Here is a 22,276-nt window from a genome sequence, read left to right as displayed (position 1 = left end):
AGAGCGCCCACGAAGTGGCAATTGATGGCCAAGAGACTGTTTCGAAATTCGCGCTGGCCGCCAGAGCAGAATTTCGAAACAGTCTCTAACTATCAACCGGCGGAAGCGCCTTTCAACCCGAATGCCGCCTTGAGACATGACGCTCCTGACATTCCGCTTCGCGCCGAGCCCCAATGGCGAATTGCATCTCGGCCATGCCTATTCGGCGCTGCTCAACCAGCAAATGGCGGCGCGGGCGGGCGGGCGGCTCTTGCTGCGCATCGAGGATATCGACATCACCCGCTGCACGCCGGAATTCGAGGCCGGCATATTTCATGACCTGAAATGGCTGGGGCTCGATTGGGAAGAGCCGGTGCGGCGCCAGTCCGAGCATTTTGCCGAATACAGGGCGGTGCTCGACCAGCTGATCGCCGAGGAACTCGTCTATCCCGCCTTCATGAGCCGAGGCGAGATCCGCGCCTTCATCGCCGAGACCGGGAAGCGCGGCCGCGACTGGCCGCGCGACCCCGACGGCGTGCCGCTTTATCCGCCTCTGGACAGGGCCTTGCCGATGAAGGAGCGCAAGCGGCGCATTGCCGGGAACATGCCCTTTGCCTGGCGGCTCGACGTCGAGGCGGCCATGGCGCGCATGCCGGGCGCCCTGTCATGGACCGAGTTCGCTGACGAGACCATGGCCGCGACGCGCACGGTCGAGGCGATGCCGCGGGCCTGGGGCGACGTCATCGTGGCGCGCCGCGACATCCCGACCAGCTACCATCTCGCGGTCGTCGTCGACGATGCGCTGCAACAGGTCAGCCATGTCGTGCGTGGTCAGGATCTTTATGCGGCCACCGGCGTGCAGCGCCTGCTCCAGGAACTGCTCGGCCTCCCGCCGCCACGCTATTTCCACCATCGCCTGGTCCTCGGACCGGACGGCCGGAAGCTGTCGAAGAGCCTCAAGGACACCGGCCTTGCCGCGCTCAGGCAGGCAGGCATGTCGCCGCAAGATATCCGGCCGCTGATTGGGCTTTAGCTGGCTTTCCAGTGTGTCGAGATTCAGGTCAGGCCGAGTCGAAAATGGCGGGCTCCGAGAATCGGAACGGAGCGTACTTAAAGTACGTGAGTACCGGAAGCGCAGGAGCCTGGCGTTTGCAGACCGGCCTCACCTGAATATCGACGCACTGGTTACAGACGAGCCAGCCCGGCTTTGATCAGCGCCATCACGCTGATGAAGACGAAGGCGCCGCTCAAACCCCAGCCGACCGCCAGCCTGATATCCTTGAAACTGATACCATGCTCGTTGGCGACCATGACGGCAACGAAAAAGCCAAGCGTGAAAAGCAGCGTATTGCCGGTCGAGCCGAAGCCGTCGTCCTTCATGATGGCGTCGAGCGCCGTACCGAAGAAGAATCCGAAAACCGCGACGGTCGCGACCGCGAACAGCAACCACGTCGTACCGAGATGCAAAAGCATACCTGCCCATGGCGTGCCTTAACGCCATGCCCCTCATTCGCACCGGTTGTTGAATTCGAATGAGCTTATGGATCAACCGTTTCGTTTTGCTTGCCGAATTAAACGGCATTAGAGCAATTGCCGTTATAAACTTTTCACCCGCAGCCAGAGCCCTTCCCGAAAAAATGCACAGCATCAAGCGGTTCATCCCCGCCTCTTTCGTCGTCCTGTGGGCGACCGGCTTCATCGGCGCGCGTTATGCCATGCCATGGGCGGAGCCTTTCACCTTCCTCGCCATCCGCTTCGTGCTGGCGGCGGTCCTGTTTGCCGGCCTGACCGTGCTGCTCGGCTCGCGCAGGGCGAGCCGCGAAGAAGCGCTTCACGCCACGGTGGCCGGCGTTCTCATGCACGGCGTCTATCTGGGCGGCGTGTTCTGGGCGATCCACAGGGGCATGCCGGCCGGGCTTTCGGCGCTGATCGTCGGCCTGCAGCCGCTGATCACGGCCGTGCTTGCCGGGAAATTCCTCGGCGAGGCGATCCTGCCGCGTCACTGGGCGGGCCTCGCCGTCGGGCTTTTGGGCGTCGTCGTCGTGCTTTGGCCGAAGCTAGGCATGATTGGCGGCGGCGTCACCGCGGCAACGCTGGCGGCTTCGCTCGTCTCGGTGCTCGGCATGGCCGCTGGCACGATCTGGCAGAAGCGCTACGCCTCCGGCGGCGACCTCATCCCGGCGACGATGTGGCAGTATGTCGGCGGCTCCGTCGTCACGATCCTCGGGTCGCTCGCCTTCGAGACGCGCACGATCACCGTCAACGGCGAGCTCATCTTCGCCATGGCGTGGCTGGTGCTGGTGCTGTCGGTGGGCGCTATCTTCCTGCTCATGGTGATGATCAGGGACGGCGAGATGTCGAAGGTCGCTTCGCTGTTCTACCTGGTGCCGGCCGTCACCGCCGTCTTCGCCTGGGCCCTCTTCGGCGAGCAGCTCAATCTGCTGCAGATCGCCGGCATGGCGATCGCCACGCTGGGCGTCGGGCTGGCGACCGCCCGCCAGGGCAAAGATCAGCCGACTCTCGCGCGCGCCTCGAGATAGCGGCTGATCGCGGCGTTGAGCTCGCCGCCAAGGATGAAGATGGCCGAGATGATGTAGAGGAACACCACCGCGATCATGATCGAGGCGAGCCCCGCATAGGTCGTCACATAGGACGAGAAATGGTCGAGATAGGCGGCGAAGATGGTCGAGCCCGCAAGCCATGCGATCAGCGTGAAGACGATGCCCGGAATGATCGAAACGAAACGGCGCTTGCCCGCCGGCAGCCAGATATGCACCGAAAACAGGCCGATGACGATGACCGTCGAGGCGATGACGTAACGCCATATTGTGATCGTGCCCATATAGGGCTTGATCCATTCGAAATGCGCCTCGGCCAGCCGCGCGAGCAATGGCGCGAACACCAGGAGCACGCTGACGGCGAGAAAACAGGCCGTCGCGATCAGCACGAAGATGATGCTCTGCACCCGGCGATAGATGATGCCGCGCGTCTCGGCCACCCGGTAGGCGCGGTTGAGGGATGTGCGCAGAGCCTCGATACCGTTCGAGGCGAAATAGGCGGCCAAAAGCACGCCATAGGTCAGAAGGTCGGTGCGCCGGACTGTGAGCACGTTCTGCACCTCGCGCGCGATCGGCTTGGCGATCTGCTCCGGCCAGGTGTCGAAGACCAGATGCACGGCGGTGTCGGCGAAGGCACGCGCGCCGAGAAAGCTTGCCAGCGTCGTGGCGAAGATCAGGAACGGAAACAGCGCCATCAGCGAGGTGATCGCCAGATGGCTGGCCATTGCCCAGCCATCGTCGGTGTTGAAATGGCCGATCGCATCATAGAGCACGCGCTTGACGGCGACGATATTCCTGAGCAAGGACCCGCGCTCCGCTCGATTGTGTCGACGTCGCGAATATGGGAAGTGATTGCGGCAAATGGCAACCCCAGGTGAAACCACGATTCCCGCCGCCAAAGAATTGCGCACCATTATCGTCACCGGTGCTTCCTCCGGGATCGGTGCTCATTGCGCGCGGGCGCTGAAGGCGGAAGGCTGGCGGGTGTTCGCCACGGCGCGGAAAGCTGGCGACATCGCGGCTCTCGAGGCAGACGGGATCGAGGCCTTCTATCTCGACTATCGTGAGCCGGAGTCCATCGCCGCCCTGGCCGACGCCGTATTGGAGCGCACGGGCGGCACGCTGGCGGCGCTGTTCAACAACGGCGCCTACGCGCAGCCCGGCGCCATCGAAGACCTGCCAGTAGAGGCGCTCCGCGAGCAGTTCGAAGCCAATTTCTTCGGCTGGCACGATCTGACGCGGCGCATCGTGCCGGTCATGCGCCGCCAGGGCCACGGCCGTCTCGTCCACTGCTCCTCGATCCTGGGCCTCGCCCCGGTCCGCTTTCGCGGCGCTTATTCTGCGTCCAAGCACGCTATCGAAGGCCTGATGCTGTGCCTGCGCCAGGAACTCGAAGGCAGCGGCATCCACCTTTCGCTGATCGAGCCGGGTCCGGTGACCTCGAAGATCGCCAGCAACGGCCTCGTCTGGTTCCTGAAGAACATCGACATCGAGAACTCCGTCCACCGCGCCGACTACCAGGCGCAACTCGCGCGGCTGCAGGCGGGCGGCAGCGTCTCGCGGCTGAAGCCTGGACCGGAAGTGGTTCATACCGCCTTGCGCCACGCGCTTCTGTCACAGCGCCCGCGCCCGCACTATGTGGTAACAGTGCCGGCCAGAATCGGCGTGGTGCTCAAGCGTATCCTGCCCGCATCGGCGCTCTACCGCGTGCTCGCCAGGCGCGCCTGACCGAAACCGAACTGGAGCCAGCCCATGGCAAGCGTCTTCAACATCCTCGCCATCATCGTCATGGCCGCCGTGGTGGTCGTGCTGATCCGCGGCCTCGTCAACATGATGCGCGGCGGCTCCGGCATCACCTCCAACAAGCTGATGCAGGCCCGCGTGCTGCTTCAGTTCATCGCTTTGGTGCTGATCATGCTGACCGTCTACTTCACCCGCAAGTAACGGGCCGGGGAGGACGACGTGGTCAAGCTCAACAAGATCTACACCCGCACCGGCGACGACGGCACCACCGGCCTCGGCACCGGCCAGCGGCGGCTGAAATCCGACCTTCGCGTCGAAGCCTACGGCACGGTGGACGAAGCCAATGCCTGCATCGGCATGGCCCGCACCCACACCGCCGTCAGCCATCCGCCCATCGACGCCATGCTTTCGCGCATCCAGAACGACCTTTTCGACCTCGGCGCCGATCTCGCCGTGCCAGACGAGGGCAAGCCGCTCGACTACGAGCCGCTGCGCATTGTCGCCGCGCAGACCGAGCGCGTCGAAAAGGACATCGACCTGCTCAACAAGGACCTGCGGCCGCTGAAGTCCTTTGTGCTGAACGGCGGCGCGCCTGCGGCGGCCGCCCTCCATCTTGCCCGCACGGTGGCGCGCCGCGCCGAGCGCATCATGGTGGCGCTGGCGCAGGACCCGGCCGAGCACGTCAACCGCGAGGCGCTGAGATACATCAACCGCGTCTCGGACTTCCTGTTCGTCGCCGCGCGAGCGGTCAATGACAATGGAAATGCCGACGTGCTATGGGTGCCCGGCAAGAACCGCTGACAATCAGGTATGGCGGGAGGATCCGATGTTTATCCCGCTCTACGACACCAACCGGCTGCGTCACATCCGTCTGCAATATGTGACGATCAGTCTGATCGTCGTGAACGCTCTGGTCTATCTCGCGACCACGCTCGGCGGTGAAAACTTCACCAACGCCGCGGTGCTCGGCCTCGGCTTCATCCCTTCGGTGGTCCACGACAAGGTCGAGCTGTCGCCCGAATTCGTCGTCATTCCCGAGAGCCTCAGCTACCTCACCTATTCCTTCCTGCATGCCGACATCTTCCACCTCGGCGGCAACATGCTGTTCCTCTGGGTGTTCGGGGACAATGTCGAGGACGCGCTCGGCCATGTACGCTACCTGATCTTCTACCTCGCCTGCGCGGCGGCGGGTGCTTTCGTTCAAGGGTTGGTTGGCTGGGATTCGCAGGTGCCGCTGATCGGCGCCTCCGGCGCCATCGCCGGCGTGGTCGCCGCCTACCTGATCCTCTATCCCAGGGTTAAGGTCTGGGTGCTGGCCTTCGCCCGTATCCCCCTTCGTATCCCGGCTTTCATCCCGCTCATCCTCTGGATCCTGTTCCAGATCGTGATGTTCGCCGCGGGCGGCGAGGACCAGGTTTCCTGGGCCTGCCACATCGGCGGCATCATCGCCGGCGCCGTCCTGGTGCTGGTGTTGCGCAGGCGCGGCGTGCCGCTGCTTGCCGGCGCCGACGGCGAGCCGGATCCCACGCCGAATGTTCAGCAGGCGCCCGTTCCGACCGAGCCCGGGCCAACGCCCGAAACCTCGGCGCCACCCTCGCCGCAATAGGGTCGCGGAGCCGCGTCGCGTCAGGACTGAACCGATTTGAATGCGCCGTGCATATTGACGCGCCGGATTGCCGCCACTACGGAAACGCCACCCGGGCATGATCCCGAAAAGTGGGAACCGGTTTTCGGAAAAGACCATGCACAATCGAAGGATCGGGGTGGAACAGGTTCTTGGCGGTCGAAGACCAGAATTCCGCCCGGAATGTCGGCTTTCGACAACTCTGACAAGGCGCGCACTGCTATAGCGCGCCCGACTATCTCAAGAGAGGTGACAGGAAAATGAAGATCCTTGTGCCCGTGAAGCGGGTTGTGGATGCCAACGTCAAGGTCCGGGTGAAGGCCGACGGACTGGGCGTCGAGCTCGCCAACGTCAAGATGGCGATGAACCCGTTCGACGAGATCGCGGTCGAGGAAGCGATCCGGATCAAGGAAGCCGGCAAGGCCGAGGAGATCATTGTCGTGTCGATCGGCCCGCAGCAGGCGCAGGAGACGCTCCGCACCGCGCTCGCCATGGGCGCCGACCGCGCCATCCTGGTCAAGACCGACGAGCAGACCGAGCCGCTCGGCGTCGCCAAGGTGCTGAAGGGCGTGGTCGAGGCGGAGAAGCCCGGCCTCGTCATCCTCGGCAAGCAGGCGATCGACGATGACAGCAATCAGACCGGCCAGATGCTGGCGGCGCTGCTTGGCTGGGCTCAAGGGACCTTCGCCTCCAAGGTGGAACTCGCCGGCGATCATGCCAAGGTGACGCGCGAGGTCGATGGCGGCCTGCAGACGGTAGAGCTGAAGATGCCGGTGATCGTGACCGCCGACCTTCGCCTCAACCAGCCGCGCTACGCCTCGCTGCCCAACATCATGAAGGCCAAGAAGAAACCGCTCGACGAGAAGAGCCCGGCCGACTACGGCGCCGACGTCAAGCCGCGCCTCAAGGTCATCAAGACCGAGGAGCCCGGCGGCCGCAAGGCGGGCGTCAAGGTCAAGAGCGTGGCCGAGCTGGTCGAGAAGCTGAAGAACGAAGCCGGCGTTCTGTAAGGCATCGGGAAAGGATAAGAAAAATGGCAATTCTCCTCATCGCCGAACACGACAACGCAACCCTTTCCGACCAGACCGCCAAGGCGCTGTCGGCGACCCTGCAGATCGGCTCGGACGTCGACGTGCTGGTCGCCGGCAAGGGCGCCAAGGCTGCCGCCGACGCCGCCGCCAAGCTGAAAGGCATCCGCAAAGTGCTGCTGGCCGAGGCCGATGAGCTCGCCGAGCGCCTGGCCGAGCCGCTGGCCGCCCTCGTGGTCTCGCTCGCCGGCTCGTATGACGCCATCGTTGCGCCGGCCACATCGGTCGGCAAGAACGTCTCGCCGCGCGTCGCGGCCCTGCTCGACGTCGCGCAGGTGTCCGAGATCATCGAGGTGGTCTCGCCCGACACCTTCAAGCGGCCGATCTATGCCGGCAACGCCATCCAGACCGTGCAGGCGACCGACGCCAAGAAGGTGATCACGGTGCGCACCGCCTCCTTCCAGGCTGCGCCCGAGGGCGGCTCGGCTTCGGTCGAGACGGTCAATGCGGCCGCCAATCCGGGCCTCTCCACCTTCGTCGAGAACAAGCTTTCCGAGACCGACCGTCCGGAGCTGACTTCGGCCAAGATCATCATCTCCGGCGGCCGCGCGCTGGGTTCGGCGGAGAAGTTCCAGGAAGTCATCCTGCCCGTCGCCGACAAGCTCGGCGCCGCCGTTGGCGCATCCCGAGCCGCTGTCGACGCCGGCTACGCCCCCAACGACTGGCAGGTCGGCCAGACCGGCAAGGTGGTCGCGCCGGATCTCTACATCGCCTGCGGCATCTCCGGCGCCATCCAGCACCTTGCCGGCATGAAGGATTCCAAGGTCATCGTCGCCATCAACAAGGACGAGGAGGCGCCGATCTTCCAGGTCGCCGACTACGGCCTCGTCGGCGATCTCTTCGTCATTCTGCCGGAACTGCAAAAGGCGCTTTGACGCCTTCCGCTCAGGCATATTAAAATCCGAAGGGTGGGGTAGACGAAGTCGCCCCGCCCTTTTAGTTTGCGCTGCACAAAAAGCAGGCCGCCAAGGCCTCAAGCAATTCCAGGAAAAGTGCCTGGCGGTTTTCCGTCCGGAATTGCGACAAACAAAGAAGGCAATTCCAGGGAGAGTGCGTCGCGTTTTTCCGTCCGGAATTGCGGGAAACAAAAGATGGGAGCATTTCAACGCTTCGCAAAAGCGGAAATGCTCCAGACGGGATCGGGGTAATGAGCAAGATCGAGACGATCGGCATTGTCGGCGCGGGCCAAATGGGGGGCGGCATCGCCCATGTCGCGGCGCTCGCTGGCTACAAGGTTCTGATCCACGACGTCACGTCCGACCGGATCGAGAAAGGCATCGCCACCATCAGCGGCAACATGGCCCGACAGGTCGGCTCCGGAAAGCTCGAGGAGAAGGCGCGCAATGAGGCGATGGGGCGGATCTCATCCGCCGCGGCGATGGCCGATCTTGCCGCTGCTGACCTCGTGATCGAGGCGGCGACCGAGGACGAGACGGTCAAGCGCAAGATTTACGCCCAGCTCTGTCCGCAGCTCAACCCGGAAGCGATCCTGGCGACCAACACCTCGTCGATCTCGATCACCCGGCTCGCCGCGCAGACCGACCGGCCGGAGCGTTTCATCGGCATACATTTCATGAACCCGGTGCCGGTGATGAAGCTGGTCGAGCTGGTGCGCGGCATCGCTACCGAGGATAAGACCTTCGAAGCGGCCAAGGCCTTCGTCAACCACCTCGACAAGACGATCACCGTCTCCGAGGATTTCCCGGCCTTCATCGTCAACCGGATCCTGCTGCCGATGATCAACGAGGCGATCTACACGCTCTATGAGGGCGTCGGCACGGTCGACGCCATCGACACCGCCATGCGGCTCGGCGCCAATCATCCGATGGGGCCGCTGCAGCTTGCCGATTTCATCGGCCTCGACACCTGCCTGTCGATCATGCAGGTGCTGCATGAGGGCCTGTCGGATTCCAAATACCGCCCCTGCCCGCTGCTGGTGAAATATGTCGAGGCCGGCTGGCTGGGTCGCAAGACCGGACGCGGCTTCTACGACTATCGCGGCGACCATCCGGTGCCGACGCGCTGAGCCAGCGATTGAACGCCCTCCCGCGCGGCGCTCAGGATGCCGCGGCAAGCGGTAGAGGCATCGCCTCGTCCTTCGAGACTTCGTCCGGAGCTGCCGAAACGCAGCCGCGGCCGGCCGCCTTCGCGGCATAGCAGGCAGCGTCGGCACGGGCGATGATCTCGTCCACCTCGCCGCAGTCCGCGCGGATCGGTGCGAGCCCGATGCTGGCGCCGATCGAATGCGGGCGGCCGTCCCAGCTGAAATTCAGGTTGCGGATGGCGTCGATGATGGAGCGCGCCGCGATCATCGCCCTCGTCGGCGCGCCTGACTTCAGGATGACGGCGAACTCGTCGCCGCCGAGGCGGGCAACGATATCTTCTGGACCAAGCCCGTTGCGGATCGCATCGGCAATGCTCTTCAGCAGCGCATCGCCCGCGGCGTGGCCTCCGGTGTCGTTGACCGCTTTGAAATGATCGAGGTCGACGAACATGAACTGGTGCTCGCCGCCGTTGAGACGGCACTGATCGACCAACTCCTCCATCGTGCGGATGAAGCTCGAGCGGTTGGCGAGCCCGGTCAGCGCGTCGTGGGCGGCGGCGTAAGCGAGCTGGCGCTGCAGAGCGCGCGCATCGGTGAAATCCTGGAAGACGATGACCAGCCCGCAGAATTCGTCGCGGTCGTTCATGATCGGCGACACCACCTGGCGGATGCTGCAGCGTGTGTCATCGCGCCGGACCAGAACGGCGCGGGTGTTCTGGTCGCAGTGCTGGCGGTCGACTGCCGAGGGCCGCGTCAGGCCGATCCTCTGCCCGGTTTCCTCGTCGACCGCCCAATAGACATGGCCGAGCACCTTGCCCAGCGCGTCGCCGGCGGCAACGCAGGTCAGCTTTTCGGCGACCGGATTCATGAAGGTGATGCGGTTTGCTGCATCGGTGCAGATCACCGCGTCGCCGATCGACTGCAGCGTCACCTTGAGCCGCTCCTTCTCGTCGGCCAGCATGGCCGCCGAAACCTTGAGGCGTTCTTCGGCCTGCTTGCGTTGGGTGATGTCGGTCAGGCTGCCGATGGCCCGGATCAGCCGGCCTTCGCCGTCGCGCTCGATCGCCTTGCCGCGGTCGAGGATCCAGACCCAGTGGCCCTCCTTGTGGCGCATCCGGAACTCGGCCTCGAAGAAAGGCGTCTCGCCGGCAAGATGCGCCCGGTCCGCCTCGGCGACGAGCTCGCGGTCGTCCGGGTGGATCATCGTCAGCCAGCGATCGGGATCGCCGTCGAGCTCGCCATCCGCGTAGCCCAGCATCCTCACCCAGGTTTCGGAATAGGTCGTGCCGCCCTTGCGCGCATCGAGGCTCCACACACCCTGCCCGGCGCTGGTCAGCGCGAAGTTCCAGCGGGTCTCGGCTTCGGCGATGCGCGCTTCGGCCCGTTTGCGCGCATCGATGTCCTCGATCTGCGACACGAGATAGAGCGGGCGATGGGTCTCCTCTTCGCGGATGACCGACCCGGCAAGCTGCGCCCAGACGGGAGTGCCATCCTTCTTGAGGTAGCGCTTCTCGAAATGGAAGGAATCGATCTTTCCCTCCTTGAGCGCGATCATCGTCTCGCGGCCGATCTGCAGATCGTCGGGATGCGTGATCTGAAAGAACGTCAGCGCCTCGATTTCCGCCCGGCTGTAACCGAGCATCGCCGCGAAGGCGGGATTGGTCTGGAGGATACGGCCGTCGAGTCCGACGATGGCGACGCCGATCGCCGAATCCTCCATCGCGCGGCGAAAGCGCTGCTCGCTCTCGGCGATCTGCCGATGGTCATCCGCGATCCGGCGAATGAACAGTGCGAAAAGGAAAAGCGACGCTCCGATGACGGCAATCGAAAGCTGCAGGCACAACCTGAGCGCCGCGACGCCAGGCTGAAAGCCCGGCGACAGAATCGAGGCCGCCACGGCAATGATGCCGGCTGTCATCAAGACGGGCACGGCGCGCTTGCCGGCCCGCGGACCTTTCCAACTCGACCATGCCACAATGCGATCCCACCCAATACGCAACTGCACGCTGCCGCAACCCTGGAGGATCGATTTTAAGGAATGGTTGCGCGAACGGCAGCGACCGCTCCGCTAACCGGCAAACAATTGCCGGCATGATTAAGGATCGGTGTGCGAACCTACCAGCGGACGAAAAGCCGCCCACCTATGGCGCCGAGCGCTGTGAGGATGACAATGGCGAGCGTGTACCAGATGGCGACGAACAGCGGCGAATCGTCGAAGCAATGCGCGGCATAGAAGGTCGCCGAGAGTCCGCCGGCGAGCAGGCCGGCGACCGCGCCCGCCAGCATCGGCCGCGTCGGCGCGCCGTGACGCAGCGCCGCGAGAAAGACCGCGAGCGGGCCGATGCCGATCAGCGGGATGAAGGTCAGGCAGATGTACCAGTTGGTGCCGACCAGCCTCCTGCCCCACTCAGGCGAAGGCACGGCAAACAGTTCCAGAGCCACGGCCACGACAACCAGCAGCGGCGCGACGGCCATCCAGGCAGCCGCCCGGGCTGTCGACGCGCCGGGGGTCGACAACGCCCGAATCAGGGCGAAGGCGCTGACACCGAGCGCGATGGTGAAGACGAATTTGGCGAGGAAGCGCATCGTGTGCATGGCGGCCATGATGTCGGGACGCGGGCCGATGGTCAGCCAGAAGACCGTCGCCCCGATCACCGCCGCCGCAGCGACCGCCAGCCACCAGGCCGAATCCTGCGGCATCGCCTTGCTGCGCGCATCGGCGTCGAGCGCCTTGATGAGGTCTTCGGTTCTCATGTCACTGTTGTCCGAACCTTTTCGCGATCGCGGCAAGGCCGCGATGCAGCGACACCCTGACCGCCGTCTCGCTGACGCCGAGCTTGGCCGCCGTTTCGCCGATCGAGCGGCCATCGACCGAAATCGAAGAGACCACCGAACGCTGCGCAGGCGGCAGGCCATCCAGGGCCCTGGCGATGTCGCGCTCGCTGACGGTCTCCGCTTCCGGTTCGGCGAAAGTCTCGGCGATCTCGTCGATCTCGACCTCGATGCGCCGGCCTCGCCGACGGAACGCGTCGATCAGCTTGAAACGGGCGATCGCATAGACCCACGGGAGAACCGGAGCATCCTCGCGCCAGGTGTGCCGTTTGACATGAATGGCCAGCAAGGTTTCCTGCACGACATCCTCGGGGTCGACCCCGCCCTGAACGATCTTGCGCCGGACGAAGCCGCGAACGAGGGCGGCTATCCGGTGCAGAAAGTCGGCATAAGCCCTTTCGTCTCCCGCGATCGCGGCCCTGAGCAGCCGGGATAGTTCGGCCTCGTCCTGCGTCACAAGAAGTTTACCCCCGAATGTTCGCGTCTCGGCCCTGGTTTGTTACGTGGCCAACGAAATAATGTCCAAGCCAAAGTACCGGAAAATCACGAAAGTTTGCGGCGACCGCCGCGCCTTTTCAAATTTCGCGAAACGGCGCGGCCCACGCAATGTCCGAGACGGTCGCACGACACGATGCTGCTTATTTCGGCGGCGCTGCGATGATTTTTGCGCCATAGGCATGCCGCGATCGCCGCCAGAACCCAGGAAAACAGCCTCAGGCAGGCGCTTTCAGATTGGCATGGCCCTTGCTTCGTAACCGGCGTGCAGAGCGTCTAGGGTTCCGGCCGTGTCGATCACGGTGCTGGTCCGAGAGACGCAACCGCCAGGGATGCATTGAGGCATCCGGCGGAACACGGCGGGCCAAAATCCCGGGAGAACCCTGCACGGGTTTGCTGGCGCGAACCTCTCCCGGATGCGCGCTCCGTGAACCCCCAACAAAAAGTCCGGATGCAATCCGGACCGCAAAAAGGGGTACGCAATGCTTCGCAAGCTGGCTGCAATCGTCCTGGCCGCGTCACTCAGCCTTCCCTTGATCCCGGCCGCGCAAGCGGCGCCCAAGAAGACCAGGTTGGTCGATCTATGTCGGCTGGATGCCATGGGGCTATCTCGCCGACAGCGGCATCATGAAGAAATGGGCCGACAAATACGGCATCAACGTCGAGATCACCCGCATCAACGACTACGTCGAGAGCATCAACCAGTACACTGCCGGCGGCTTCGACGGTTGCTCGATGACCAATATGGACGCGCTGTCGATCCCCGCCGGAGGCGGCGTCGATACCACCGCGCTGATCGTTGGCGACTTCTCCAACGGCAACGATGCCGTCATCCTCAAGGACAAGACCGCGCTCAAGGACATTGCCGGCCAGAAGGTCAACCTCGTGGAGCTCTCGGTCTCGCACTACTTGCTGGCGCGCGCGTTGGATACGGTCGGGCTCGCAGAGAAGGACATCACCGTGGTCAACACCTCCGATGCCGACATGGTCGCCGCCTATGGCACCAGCGACGTCACCTCGGTCGTCACCTGGAATCCGCTGGTCTCGGAAATCGTCGCCATGCCGGGCGCCCACAAGGTATTCGATTCGACACAGATCCCCGGCGAGATCATCGACCTGATGGTCGTCAACACCGCGACGCTGAAGGACAATCCGGCGCTCGGCAAGGCGCTCGTCGGCGCATGGTACGAAGCGATGGCCCTGATGACCTCCGGCATGCCCGAAGGCAAAGCGGCCAAGGAAGAGATGGCCAAGGCGTCCGGCACCGATCTTGCCGGCTTCGATGCCCAGCTCGCATCGACGGCGATGTTCTTCGAGCCGGCCAAGGCGGTTGAGTTCACCAAGGGCGCCGAACTGCCCAAGACGATGGATCTCGTCCGCAACTTCCTGTTCAGCCACGGCATTCTGGGCACCAAAGCGCCCACTGTCGACGTGATCGGCATGAGCTTCCCCGACGGCTCGACGCTGGGCGATGCCGGCAACGTCAAGCTGCGGTTCGACCCGGCCTTCATGGCGGAGGCGGCGGCCGGAACGCTCTAGGACCGATCGTCATGCTGGCCAGAGGAACCGGTGCCGTGCAAGCCGGGGCGGGCGCGAACACAGCCAGCCCGCCCCCCAGCGTGCCGAAGACACGGCTTCGCCTGATCAACGCCACGGTCTCGCGTGGCGGAGCGGTGTTGCTTGGCACGCTGCCCTTCGCGGCCGTTGCCGTGGCCTATCTGTCCGCTTCGGCGCAACGGCTGGCCGTCAACGCCAATGACAAGCTGCTGCCTTCCCCGGCACAGATGTGGTCGGCGTTCTTCGATTTGGCGACCGTGCCGGACAAGCGCTCCGGCGACCTGATCCTGTGGGCCGACACCTATGCCAGCCTGGTCAGGCTGTTCGCCGGCGTCGGCTTGGCGACACTGGTGGCGCTCTTGCTTGGCATCGCCATCGGCTTCATCCCGCGCGTCAGGGCGTTTCTCCTGCCCTTCGTCACCGTTGTCTGCGTCATCCCGCCCTTGGCGCTGTTGCCGATCCTGTTCATCGCGCTCGGCCTCGGCGAAACGGCCAAGATCACCTTGATCGCCATTGGCGTGGCACCGGTCATGGTGCGCGACATCGCCAACCGGGTCATGGAACTGCCGCCCGAGCTCATCGCCAAGGCACAGACGCTCGGCGGCAACAGCTGGACCATGGTTCTGAGGCTGGTGCTGCCGCAAACCATGCCGCGCCTCATCACCTGCGTGCGGCTGGCGCTCGGACCGGCCTGGCTGTTTCTGATCGCGGCGGAGGCCATCGCCTCGACCGAGGGGCTGGGCTACCGCATCTTCCTCGTCCGGCGCTACTTGTCGATGGACGTCATCCTGCCCTACGTCGTCTGGATAACGCTGCTCGCCGTCGCCACCGACTGGCTGCTCGCGCGGCTCTCGCACGTGGTTTCCCCCTGGGCTCATCCGGGGTCGGGCAAATGAGCCGCATCGTCGTCCACGGCCTGGAAAAGAGCTACGGCGACGCCCGCGTGCTGGAGCGCGTGAGCGTCACCGCCGAGCCTGGCGAATTCCTGTCGCTGGTCGGCGCCAGCGGCTGCGGAAAATCGACCTTCCTGCGCATCCTGCTCGGCCAGGAGCAGCAGAGTGGCGGCGTGGTCGTCATCGGAGACCGGCCGATCGTGCCGGAACCGACGCCGCAGCGCGGCATCGTCTTCCAGCGCTACTCGGTGTTTCCGCATCTGACCGCGCTGCAGAACCTGCTGCTGGTCGAGGACTTCCGCTCCGGCGGACCTTTCGGCCGCGTCTTTGGCGCCAGGCGCAGACGCGCGAGGCAGGAGGCCGAAACAATGCTGGAGCGCGTCGGCCTCGCTCATGCGCGCGACCTCTATCCTGCATCGCTCTCCGGCGGCATGCAGCAGCGGCTGGCGATCGCCCAGACGCTGCTCGGCCGGCCGCAGATCCTGCTTCTCGACGAGCCGTTCGGGGCGCTCGATCCGGGCATCCGCGTCGAGATGCACGAATTGCTGACCGAGCTTTGGAACGAGCACGGCATGACGGTGGTCATGGTCACCCACGACATCGGCGAGGCCTTCAAGCTCGGCACCCGCGTGCTTGTCTTCGACAAGGTGCGCCACGACCCCCAGTTTCCGTCCGCCTACGGCGCGACGATCACCTACGATCTGAAGCTCGACCACAAGAGCCGGGCTTCCGCACGAGAAGTGGCCGAAGTGGCCGCGATGGTCGGGACGACCCGACTGGACAACGCAATCACGACGACGGCGTCGTAACGGAGGTTTTCATGCACAGAGACATTCCAGCGCGCCGGCATCGCCGGGCTGGGCTGTTTGATCGCCAGCCGCGCCAGCGCTTGCATCATCCCAACTTCGAGATCCGCGACATGCAGGGCTGGAAGTCGATCGAGGCGGAAGGAAAGCTGCCCGAGGACGGCTGGCGCAAGGAACAGAAATGGGCGCTGGACATGGGTCTGCCGGGATCGGATTCGATCACCGACAAGTCAATCCCGACCTTCGCGCGCGGCGAACTGCCGCATTTCGCCGGCATCAACACCTTCCTCAAGGCGCCCTATGTCGAGAATGTCCGCGATGTCGGCCGATATGACGCTGCCGTCATGGGCATTCCCTTCGACAGCGGCACCACCTACCGCCCAGGAACCCGTTTCGGGCCGCAGGGCATCCGTCGCATCTCGGCACTCTACACGCCTTACAACTACGAGCTGGGCGTCGACCTGCGCGAGCAGATGACGCTGTGCGATGCCGGCGACGTCTTCACCATTCCGGCCAATCTCGAAAAGAGCTTCGACCAGATCACCAAGGGCGTCAGCCACGTCGCCTCCTCGGGCGCGCTGCCGATCATGCTGGGCGGCGATCATTCGATCGGGTTCCCCTGCGTGCGCGGCATCGCCGACGTCACCTCGAAGCGCATCGGCATCATCCATTTCGACCGCCACATCGATATCCAGGAAAAGGATCTCGACGAGCGCATGCACACCACGCCCTGGTATTGGGCGACCAACCTGCCGAACGTCTCGGCCGCCAATCTGGTGCAGCTTGGCATCGGCGGCTGGCAAGTGCCCCGCTATGGCGTGGCCGAGGCTAGGAAGCGCGGCACCAACGTACTGACGATTTCGGACATCGAGCAGATGGGGCTGGAGAAGACGGCGGAGATCGCGCTCGAACTGGCGTGGAAGGACGCGGACGCCGTATACATCTCCTTCGACGTCGACAGCGTCGACTGTGGTTTCGTGCCAGGCACGGGCTGGCCCGAGCCTGGCGGCTTCCTGCCGCGCGAGGCGCTGAAGCTGCTCGGGCTGGTCTCGGCGCCCGGCATTTGCGGGCTGGAAGTGGTCGAGGTTTCGCCGCCATACGACACCTCGGACATCACTGCGCTGTTCGGTGTGCGGGTCGTCGTCGAGGCGCTCGGCTCGATGGTCGCCCATGGCACGCTGGGCAAGCACAAATCCATCATCGACAAGCCGACGAGCTTTTGACCATGCACGATGACCATCATCATCACAGCCACGATCATGGCGACCACCACCACCATCACGGCCCGACCGGCCACCATCACCATCCGCACGCCGTCGGCCACAACGGGCCGGCCGGCAAACCGTTGCAGTGGCAGACGCCGCATTTGCCGCGCGACCGTGCGCCCGAGCCGGCCGATCAGCGCGCGACCGATCTCGATCTCGTTGAGACAGCCTTTCTCGACGGGTTCGCGCGGGCACCCGATCCATCCAGTTTCCTGCGGCTCGCCGGCATTCCGTTCCTCGGCGAAACCGCCGACGGCAGCCGCCTGCACCTGCTGCGGGTCGAGACGCAGGATATCGTCGATGTCGGCGCCGTGATGCCGCTGATCGGTGGCGCCGGCCTGACCTACAACCCGCTGCCCGCGAAGCTGACGTCACACCGACGCCGCCTGGCATTCGTCTATCATGACGGCAATGGCCAGCGGCCTCTCGATTTCAGCGAGGCACGGCTTCTGATCGACAGGTCCGCGGCGGCCGAAATCGCTATGCCCGGGCAGTGAACGCCGGTTTTGACCCCGGATCCTCTCCCTTTCAAACAAGGTTCAGACCCATGAACAGGATGCTTTCGATTCTCACCAGGCTTGCTCCCGCGGCCGCGGCAGTTCTCATACCGTCACTGGCCTTCGCTCACAGCGGGGGCTTTCATGTCCACGGCCTTTTGAGCGGCCTTCAACACCCGCTGGCCGGCATCGACCATCTGCTTGCGATGCTACTGGTCGGCATCATTGCGGCGCGAACCGGCGGCAGGGCCGCCATCCTCGTGCCGGCGTGTTTCGTCGCGGCGATGGTCGCGGGGACCATGCTGGGGATCGCCGGTACCGTCTTGCCGTCGCTGGAGTCCGGGGTCGCGCTGTCGCTGGTGATTTTCGGCGCCATGGTTGCGCTCGCCAGGCCGTTTCCGCTTGCCCTCGCAGCAACGCTGACGGCGCTCTTCGGCCTTTTCCACGGCAACGCCCATGGTCTTGAGATTCCGGAGACGGTCGGTGGCATGGCCTATGCGATCGGCTTCCTGGCCAGCACCTTGGCTTTGCACGCGACCGGAGCGCTGGCCGCCCTGACGTTGCGGAGCCGGCCGGCCGCCATCCGCGCGGCGGGGATCGGCACCTCGCTGGTCGGAGTGGCGCTGGCCGCGCAGCTCATCTGAACCGGCGGCTCAAGGATCGCGCGAACGGAAGGCGGAGCCATGCCCAGACCATTGACGATCTGGCGGCGCGTTCGAGAGCTGCTGTATCATATCCTGAAGGTACGAGCCGAACGGCTCTGACCGCGTTCGCCCGGCAACCCCGCCCCACGGGACCCGGTATTACGGGCCCCGTGCGATCGGACATTGCTCGGCTTGAAAGAACGAATGGCCGTCGGGCACCGCCAGGCGCTCCGCGATATCCCGCCGCACACCATTCACATGGAATTGTCCGCGTGGCGCCGGCTTTCACGCCTCCGCGACGGAATGAGCCACCCTCACAATGTTGACTATCACTATCAGGTATTGGTAGTGCAGCCGTGCTTGAACCCTGTCTCCAGATTTGAGGACGATGCCCCATGAAACTTGCGCTTTCCATTCTCGCCGGCGCCGCCGCGCTGGCGCTCGGCCTGATCGCCGGCCCGGCAAACGCGGAGGATAAAGGCATCATTGTCTACAATGCCCAGCATGAGAGCCTCGCCAAGGAATGGGCGAAGGGCTTCACCAAGGAAACCGGAATCAAGGTCACGCTGCGCAACGGCGGCGACAGCGACTTTTCCAACCAGATCGTCGCCGAAGGCGCCGCTTCGCCGGCCGACGTGTTCCTGACCGAGAACTCGCCGGCAATGGCCTTGGTCGAGGCGGCCGGCCTGTTCGCGCCGGTCGAAGCCGACACCCTCGCCCAGGTGCCGAAGGAATACCAGCCGTCGACCGGCAAATGGGTGGGCGTTGCAGCGCGCAGCACCGTCTTTGTCTACAACAAGGACAAGCTCAAGGAAGAGCAACTGCCCAAGTCGCTGCTCGATCTTGCCGATCCGAGCTGGAAGGGCCGTTGGGCCGCCTCGCCGTCCGGCGCCGATTTCCAAGCCATCGTCAGCGCAATGCTTCAGCTCAAGGGCGAGGCCGCGACCGCCGACTGGCTGAAAGCCATGAAGGAGAACTCCACCGCCTACAAGGGCAACAGCACGGTGATGAAGGCCGTCAATGCCGGCGAGATCGATGGCGGCGTGATCTACCACTATTACTACTTCGGCGATCAGGCCAAGACCGGCGAGAACAGCAAGAATATCGGGCAGCACTATTTCAAGAACCAGGATCCGGGCGCGTTCGTGTCGATCTCCGGCGGCGGCGTGCTGGCCTCGAGCAAGCATCCGAAGGAAGCCCAGGCGTTCCTGAAGTGGGTGACCGGCAAGGGGGGCCAGGAGGTGTTGAAGACCGGCACGTCTTACGAATATGCGGTCGGCAAGGATGCCGGGTCCAACCCGAAGCTGGTGCCGCTGCCTGACCTGCAGGCGCCGAAAGTCGATCCGGCGACGCTGAACTCCAAGAAGGTCATCGACCTGATGACGCAAGCCGGCTTGCTTTAGTTCGCGTTCGTCCTAAAAGGACAACCGACCGTGCTCCTGCGGGAATTCGCTTTCCGCGGGAGCGTTTTTGTTTTGGAGATGGCCTCGTCGATGACGATCAGCTGCCTTTCCTGCCGCATCAGCGGCTCATCGGATCGCCTTCATCCATCTCGCATGGCGATGCATATCCTCTGATGGCATCCGCGATCGACCTTACGCCGTCAGGCTTGCCGGCTGCCGGAACGCAGAGCCGAAGATCCGCGTCTTGGATCACGCTTGCGGCCGCCCTGATCTCGCTGATCGCGCTGCTGCCGCTTGCCTTCATCGTCTGGACGGCAATCCAGACGGGCTGGGAGACCGTGGCGGCGCTGATCTTCCGTCAGCGCGTCGGCGAGCTTCTGGTCAACACCATCCTGCTCGTCCTCGTGGCGGTGCCGATCGCCATCGCGCTGTCGGTGGCGCTCGCCTGGCTGACCGAGCGCAGCGACTTGCCCGGCAACCGCCTGTGGTCCTGGCTGTCGGTAGCGCCGCTCGCCATCCCGGCCTTCGTCCACAGCTATGCGTGGATCAGCCTGGTGCCCGGCCTGCATGGGCTCTGGGCCGGCGTCCTCATCTCGGTCATCGCCTATTTCCCGTTCCTCTACCTGCCGATCGCGGCGGCGCTGCGCCGGCTCGACCCGGCGCTGGAGGATGCGGCCGCCGCCCTTGGCCTCGGCCCGTGGCGCGTTTTCGCCCGCGTCGTGGTGCCGCAATTGAGGCTGGCCATTTGCGGCGGCTCGCTGCTGGTCGGCCTGCATCTGCTTGCCGAATACGGCCTCTATGTCTTCATCCGCTTCGACACCTTCACGACCGCGATCGTCGATCAGTTCCAGTCGACCTTCAACGGCCCGGCGGCCAACATGCTCGCCGCCGTGCTGGTTGCCTGCTGCTTCGTGATGCTTGGCGTGGAAGTGATCGTGCGCGGCGAGGAGCGCTATGCGCGCGTCGGCTCCGGCGCCGCGCGCCAGCAGCAGCGCGCCCGGCTCGGCCGCGCCAAGCTGCCTTGCCTGTTTTTGCCCGCCGCCACCGCGCTGCTCACGCTCGGCGTTCCATTCGTCACGGTCGGCCGCTGGCTGCTCGCCGGCGGCGTCGATGTCTGGCGCTGGGACGAGATCGGCCTGGCGCTCGGCCAGACTCTGTTCCTCGCCATCGCCGGCGCGCTGCTTGCCACCATCGCCGCGATGCCGATGGCCTGGATATCGATCCGCGCGCCGGGCCCCTTGCAGCGGCTGCTCGAGAGCTGCAATTACATCGTCGGATCGCTGCCCGGCGTCGTCATCGCGCTGGCGCTGGTAACCATCACCGTGCGCATCGCCTTGCCGCTCTATCAGACGCTGTTCACCATTCTCTTCGGCTATGCGCTGATGTTCCTGCCGCGCGCGCTGGTCAGCCTGCGCGCCTCGATCGCGCAGGCGCCGGTGGAGCTCGAGCGCGCCGCCTCGAGCCTCGGCCGGTCGCCGCTCAAGGCGCTGTGGGCGACGACGATCCGCTTGTCGGCGCCAGGTGCCGCGGCGGGCATGGCGATGGTGGCGCTCGGCATCACCAATGAACTGACCGCCACCCAGATGCTGGCGCCGAACGGCACCCGCACGCTGGCGATGGCGTTCTGGTCCTACAGCGGCGAGATCGACTACGCCTCCGCAGCACCCTACGCCCTGATCATGGTCGCGATGTCGCTGCCGATGACCTTGATGCTCTATGTCCAGTCGAAGCGGATGGCTGGGCGATGAGCTTCCTCGAACTCAACGATGTGGCGAAATACTATGGCAAGGTGGCGGCGCTGGCCGGCGTCGACCTCACCGTCGAAAGCGGCAGCCGCACCGCGATTGTCGGCCCGTCCGGTTGCGGCAAGACGACCTTGCTCAGGCTGATCGCCGGTTTCGAGGCGCCGGATCGCGGCCGCATCGCGCTCGACGGCAAGGTGCTCGCCAATGGCGGCGCCGCCGTGCCGGCATATCGCCGCGGCATCGGCGTGGTGGCGCAGGACGGCGCGCTGTTCCCGCATCTCACCATCGCCGACAATATCGGTTTCGGCATGGCGCGCGGCGAGGACAAGCGCATGGAGCGCATCGTCGAGCTCGCCTATATCGTCGGGCTGGACAAGGCTGTCTTGAAACGCCGGCCGCACGAGCTTTCCGGCGGCCAGCAGCAGCGCGTGGCGCTTGCCCGCGCGATGGCGATGAAGCCGAGGCTGATGCTGCTCGACGAGCCCTTCTCGGCGCTGGACACAGGCTTGCGCGCCTCCATGCGCAAGGCTGTCGCCGAGCTTCTGGAGGAGGCGGGCATCACCACCATCCTGGTCACCCATGACCAGGCCGAGGCGCTGTCCTTCGCCAGCCAGGTCGCCGTCATGCGCGACGGCCTGTTCTCGCAGGTCGGCACGCCGCGCGAGCTCTATTTCCAGCCCAAGGACCGGATGGTCGCCGAGTTCCTCGGCGATGCCATCATTGTCCCGGCCAAGATCGCCGACGGCTTCGCCATCTCGCCGCTCGGCCGTATCGCCGTCGACATTGCCGAGCGGCGCGACGTCGCCCGCATCATGCTCAGGCCCGAGCAGGTGCTGCTCAAGCGAACCACGCGCGAGGGCATGTCGGGGACGCCGGACATGCTGTTCGGCGAAGTGACGGACTCCGAATTCGCCGGCTCGGTCTGCACCATCGCGGTGCGGCTGCTCAACAGCCCCGACCCGCCCGATGCGGCCGCGATCGGCAACACGCCGCTCATCCTGCGCAAGACCGGCATGGACGCGCCGACGGTCGGCGAGATCGTGCGCCTCACCGTCACCGGCAAGGCGCACGTGTTCGCCTGAATCGCAGGCTGGTCGCGGTTG

The 22,276-nt window shown here is 64.9% G+C and carries 22 protein-coding genes, 1 pseudogene and 1 riboswitch; of the genes and pseudogenes, 18 read left to right on the top strand and 5 right to left on the bottom strand.

Annotated features, from left to right (window positions below):
- Positions 1–136: 136 nt before the first annotated feature.
- Positions 137–1,012: a tRNA glutamyl-Q(34) synthetase GluQRS gene (gluQRS, locus tag EJ070_RS13055; RefSeq protein WP_126091734.1), complete on the top strand. Its 876-nt coding sequence runs from the start codon at positions 137–139 to the stop codon at positions 1,010–1,012.
- A 152-nt stretch (positions 1,013–1,164) separates the two neighbouring features.
- On the opposite strand, the gene EJ070_RS13050 is transcribed toward gluQRS, so the two are convergent.
- Positions 1,165–1,452 (bottom strand): hypothetical protein, encoded by a 288-nt coding sequence (locus EJ070_RS13050; protein ID WP_126091733.1) that lies wholly within the window; start codon positions 1,450–1,452, stop codon positions 1,165–1,167.
- A gap of 164 nt (positions 1,453–1,616) precedes the next feature.
- On the opposite strand from EJ070_RS13050, the gene EJ070_RS13045 reads away from it, so the two are divergent.
- Positions 1,617–2,519, top strand: a complete 903-nt coding sequence (locus EJ070_RS13045; protein WP_126091732.1) for a DMT family transporter — start codon at positions 1,617–1,619, stop codon at positions 2,517–2,519.
- Here EJ070_RS13045 and EJ070_RS13040 read toward each other — a convergent pair.
- Positions 2,489–3,340 (bottom strand): YihY/virulence factor BrkB family protein, encoded by an 852-nt coding sequence (locus EJ070_RS13040; RefSeq protein WP_126091731.1) that lies wholly within the window; start codon positions 3,338–3,340, stop codon positions 2,489–2,491. The genes EJ070_RS13045 and EJ070_RS13040 overlap by 31 nt on opposite strands.
- A 58-nt stretch (positions 3,341–3,398) precedes the next feature.
- Between EJ070_RS13040 and EJ070_RS13035 the strand changes: the two genes are divergently transcribed.
- The 7 genes from EJ070_RS13035 to EJ070_RS13005 all read left to right on the top strand — a co-directional run bounded on the left by EJ070_RS13035 (position 3,399) and on the right by EJ070_RS13005 (position 9,018).
- Positions 3,399–4,265: an SDR family oxidoreductase gene (locus tag EJ070_RS13035; RefSeq protein WP_126091730.1), complete on the top strand. Its 867-nt coding sequence runs from the start codon at positions 3,399–3,401 to the stop codon at positions 4,263–4,265.
- A 24-nt stretch (positions 4,266–4,289) separates the two neighbouring features.
- The gene (locus EJ070_RS13030) at positions 4,290–4,481 is read left to right on the top strand and encodes a twin transmembrane helix small protein (RefSeq protein ID WP_126091729.1); all 192 of its coding nucleotides are present in this window, start codon (positions 4,290–4,292) and stop codon (positions 4,479–4,481) included.
- Positions 4,482–4,499: 18 nt separating this feature from the next.
- Positions 4,500–5,081: a cob(I)yrinic acid a,c-diamide adenosyltransferase gene (locus EJ070_RS13025; protein ID WP_126091728.1), complete on the top strand. Its 582-nt coding sequence runs from the start codon at positions 4,500–4,502 to the stop codon at positions 5,079–5,081.
- Between the two features lie 25 nt (positions 5,082–5,106).
- On the top strand, positions 5,107–5,886 hold the full coding sequence (locus EJ070_RS13020) for a rhomboid family intramembrane serine protease (RefSeq protein WP_126091727.1): 780 nt from the start codon (positions 5,107–5,109) through the stop codon (positions 5,884–5,886).
- 278 nt (positions 5,887–6,164) lie between these two features.
- Positions 6,165–6,914 carry an electron transfer flavoprotein subunit beta/FixA family protein gene (locus EJ070_RS13015; protein WP_126091726.1) on the top strand — a complete coding sequence of 250 codons (750 nt, stop codon included), beginning with the start codon at positions 6,165–6,167 and terminating at the stop codon, positions 6,912–6,914.
- A 23-nt stretch (positions 6,915–6,937) separates the two neighbouring features.
- Complete coding sequence (locus EJ070_RS13010) at positions 6,938–7,867, top strand: electron transfer flavoprotein subunit alpha/FixB family protein (RefSeq protein WP_126091725.1); 930 nt, start codon at positions 6,938–6,940, stop codon at positions 7,865–7,867.
- A gap of 272 nt (positions 7,868–8,139) precedes the next feature.
- The gene (locus tag EJ070_RS13005; RefSeq protein WP_126091724.1) at positions 8,140–9,018 is read left to right on the top strand and encodes a 3-hydroxybutyryl-CoA dehydrogenase; all 879 of its coding nucleotides are present in this window, start codon (positions 8,140–8,142) and stop codon (positions 9,016–9,018) included.
- Between the two features lie 31 nt (positions 9,019–9,049).
- On the opposite strand, the gene EJ070_RS13000 is transcribed toward EJ070_RS13005, so the two are convergent.
- The 3 genes from EJ070_RS13000 to EJ070_RS12990 all read right to left on the bottom strand — a co-directional run bounded on the left by EJ070_RS13000 (position 9,050) and on the right by EJ070_RS12990 (position 12,325).
- The gene (locus EJ070_RS13000; RefSeq protein ID WP_245464865.1) at positions 9,050–11,011 is read right to left on the bottom strand and encodes a PAS domain S-box protein; all 1,962 of its coding nucleotides are present in this window, start codon (positions 11,009–11,011) and stop codon (positions 9,050–9,052) included.
- A 140-nt stretch (positions 11,012–11,151) separates the two neighbouring features.
- On the bottom strand, positions 11,152–11,790 hold the full coding sequence (locus EJ070_RS12995) for an NrsF family protein (RefSeq protein WP_126091723.1): 639 nt from the start codon (positions 11,788–11,790) through the stop codon (positions 11,152–11,154).
- 1 nt (position 11,791) lies between these two features.
- On the bottom strand, positions 11,792–12,325 hold the full coding sequence (locus tag EJ070_RS12990; RefSeq protein WP_126091722.1) for a sigma-70 family RNA polymerase sigma factor: 534 nt from the start codon (positions 12,323–12,325) through the stop codon (positions 11,792–11,794).
- A gap of 303 nt (positions 12,326–12,628) precedes the next feature.
- Positions 12,629–12,744, top strand: a riboswitch (guanidine-I (ykkC/yxkD leader).
- 101 nt (positions 12,745–12,845) lie between these two features.
- Between EJ070_RS12990 and EJ070_RS12985 the strand changes: the two are divergent.
- From EJ070_RS12985 to EJ070_RS12945, 9 genes and pseudogenes are all read left to right on the top strand, one after another.
- Positions 12,846–13,902: pseudogene (locus EJ070_RS12985) on the top strand (putative urea ABC transporter substrate-binding protein).
- Positions 13,903–13,913: 11 nt separating this feature from the next.
- On the top strand, positions 13,914–14,816 hold the full coding sequence (locus EJ070_RS12980; RefSeq protein WP_245464864.1) for an ABC transporter permease: 903 nt from the start codon (positions 13,914–13,916) through the stop codon (positions 14,814–14,816).
- On the top strand, positions 14,813–15,622 hold the full coding sequence (locus EJ070_RS12975) for an ATP-binding cassette domain-containing protein (protein WP_126091721.1): 810 nt from the start codon (positions 14,813–14,815) through the stop codon (positions 15,620–15,622). The genes EJ070_RS12980 and EJ070_RS12975 overlap by 4 nt, the downstream gene beginning before the upstream one ends.
- 11 nt (positions 15,623–15,633) lie before the next feature.
- A complete protein-coding gene (locus EJ070_RS12970; RefSeq protein ID WP_126091720.1) occupies positions 15,634–16,842 on the top strand; it encodes an agmatinase family protein in 1,209 nt (402 codons plus the stop codon).
- A gap of 2 nt (positions 16,843–16,844) precedes the next feature.
- Positions 16,845–17,381 carry a hypothetical protein gene (locus EJ070_RS12965; RefSeq protein WP_126091719.1) on the top strand — a complete coding sequence of 179 codons (537 nt, stop codon included), beginning with the start codon at positions 16,845–16,847 and terminating at the stop codon, positions 17,379–17,381.
- 50 nt (positions 17,382–17,431) lie between these two features.
- The gene (locus EJ070_RS12960; RefSeq protein WP_210211976.1) at positions 17,432–18,025 is read left to right on the top strand and encodes a HupE/UreJ family protein; all 594 of its coding nucleotides are present in this window, start codon (positions 17,432–17,434) and stop codon (positions 18,023–18,025) included.
- Between the two features lie 395 nt (positions 18,026–18,420).
- On the top strand, positions 18,421–19,428 hold the full coding sequence (locus EJ070_RS12955; RefSeq protein WP_126091718.1) for an iron ABC transporter substrate-binding protein: 1,008 nt from the start codon (positions 18,421–18,423) through the stop codon (positions 19,426–19,428).
- A gap of 173 nt (positions 19,429–19,601) precedes the next feature.
- Complete coding sequence (locus tag EJ070_RS12950) at positions 19,602–21,176, top strand: iron ABC transporter permease (RefSeq protein ID WP_126091717.1); 1,575 nt, start codon at positions 19,602–19,604, stop codon at positions 21,174–21,176.
- Positions 21,173–22,255 carry an ABC transporter ATP-binding protein gene (locus EJ070_RS12945; protein WP_126091716.1) on the top strand — a complete coding sequence of 361 codons (1,083 nt, stop codon included), beginning with the start codon at positions 21,173–21,175 and terminating at the stop codon, positions 22,253–22,255. The genes EJ070_RS12950 and EJ070_RS12945 overlap by 4 nt, the downstream gene beginning before the upstream one ends.
- Positions 22,256–22,276 lie beyond the last annotated feature (21 nt).

This window comes from Mesorhizobium sp. M1E.F.Ca.ET.045.02.1.1, assembly GCF_003952485.1.
Taxonomy (GTDB): Bacteria; Pseudomonadota; Alphaproteobacteria; order Rhizobiales; family Rhizobiaceae; genus Mesorhizobium.
This window is presented reverse-complemented; position numbering and strand designations above follow the sequence as displayed.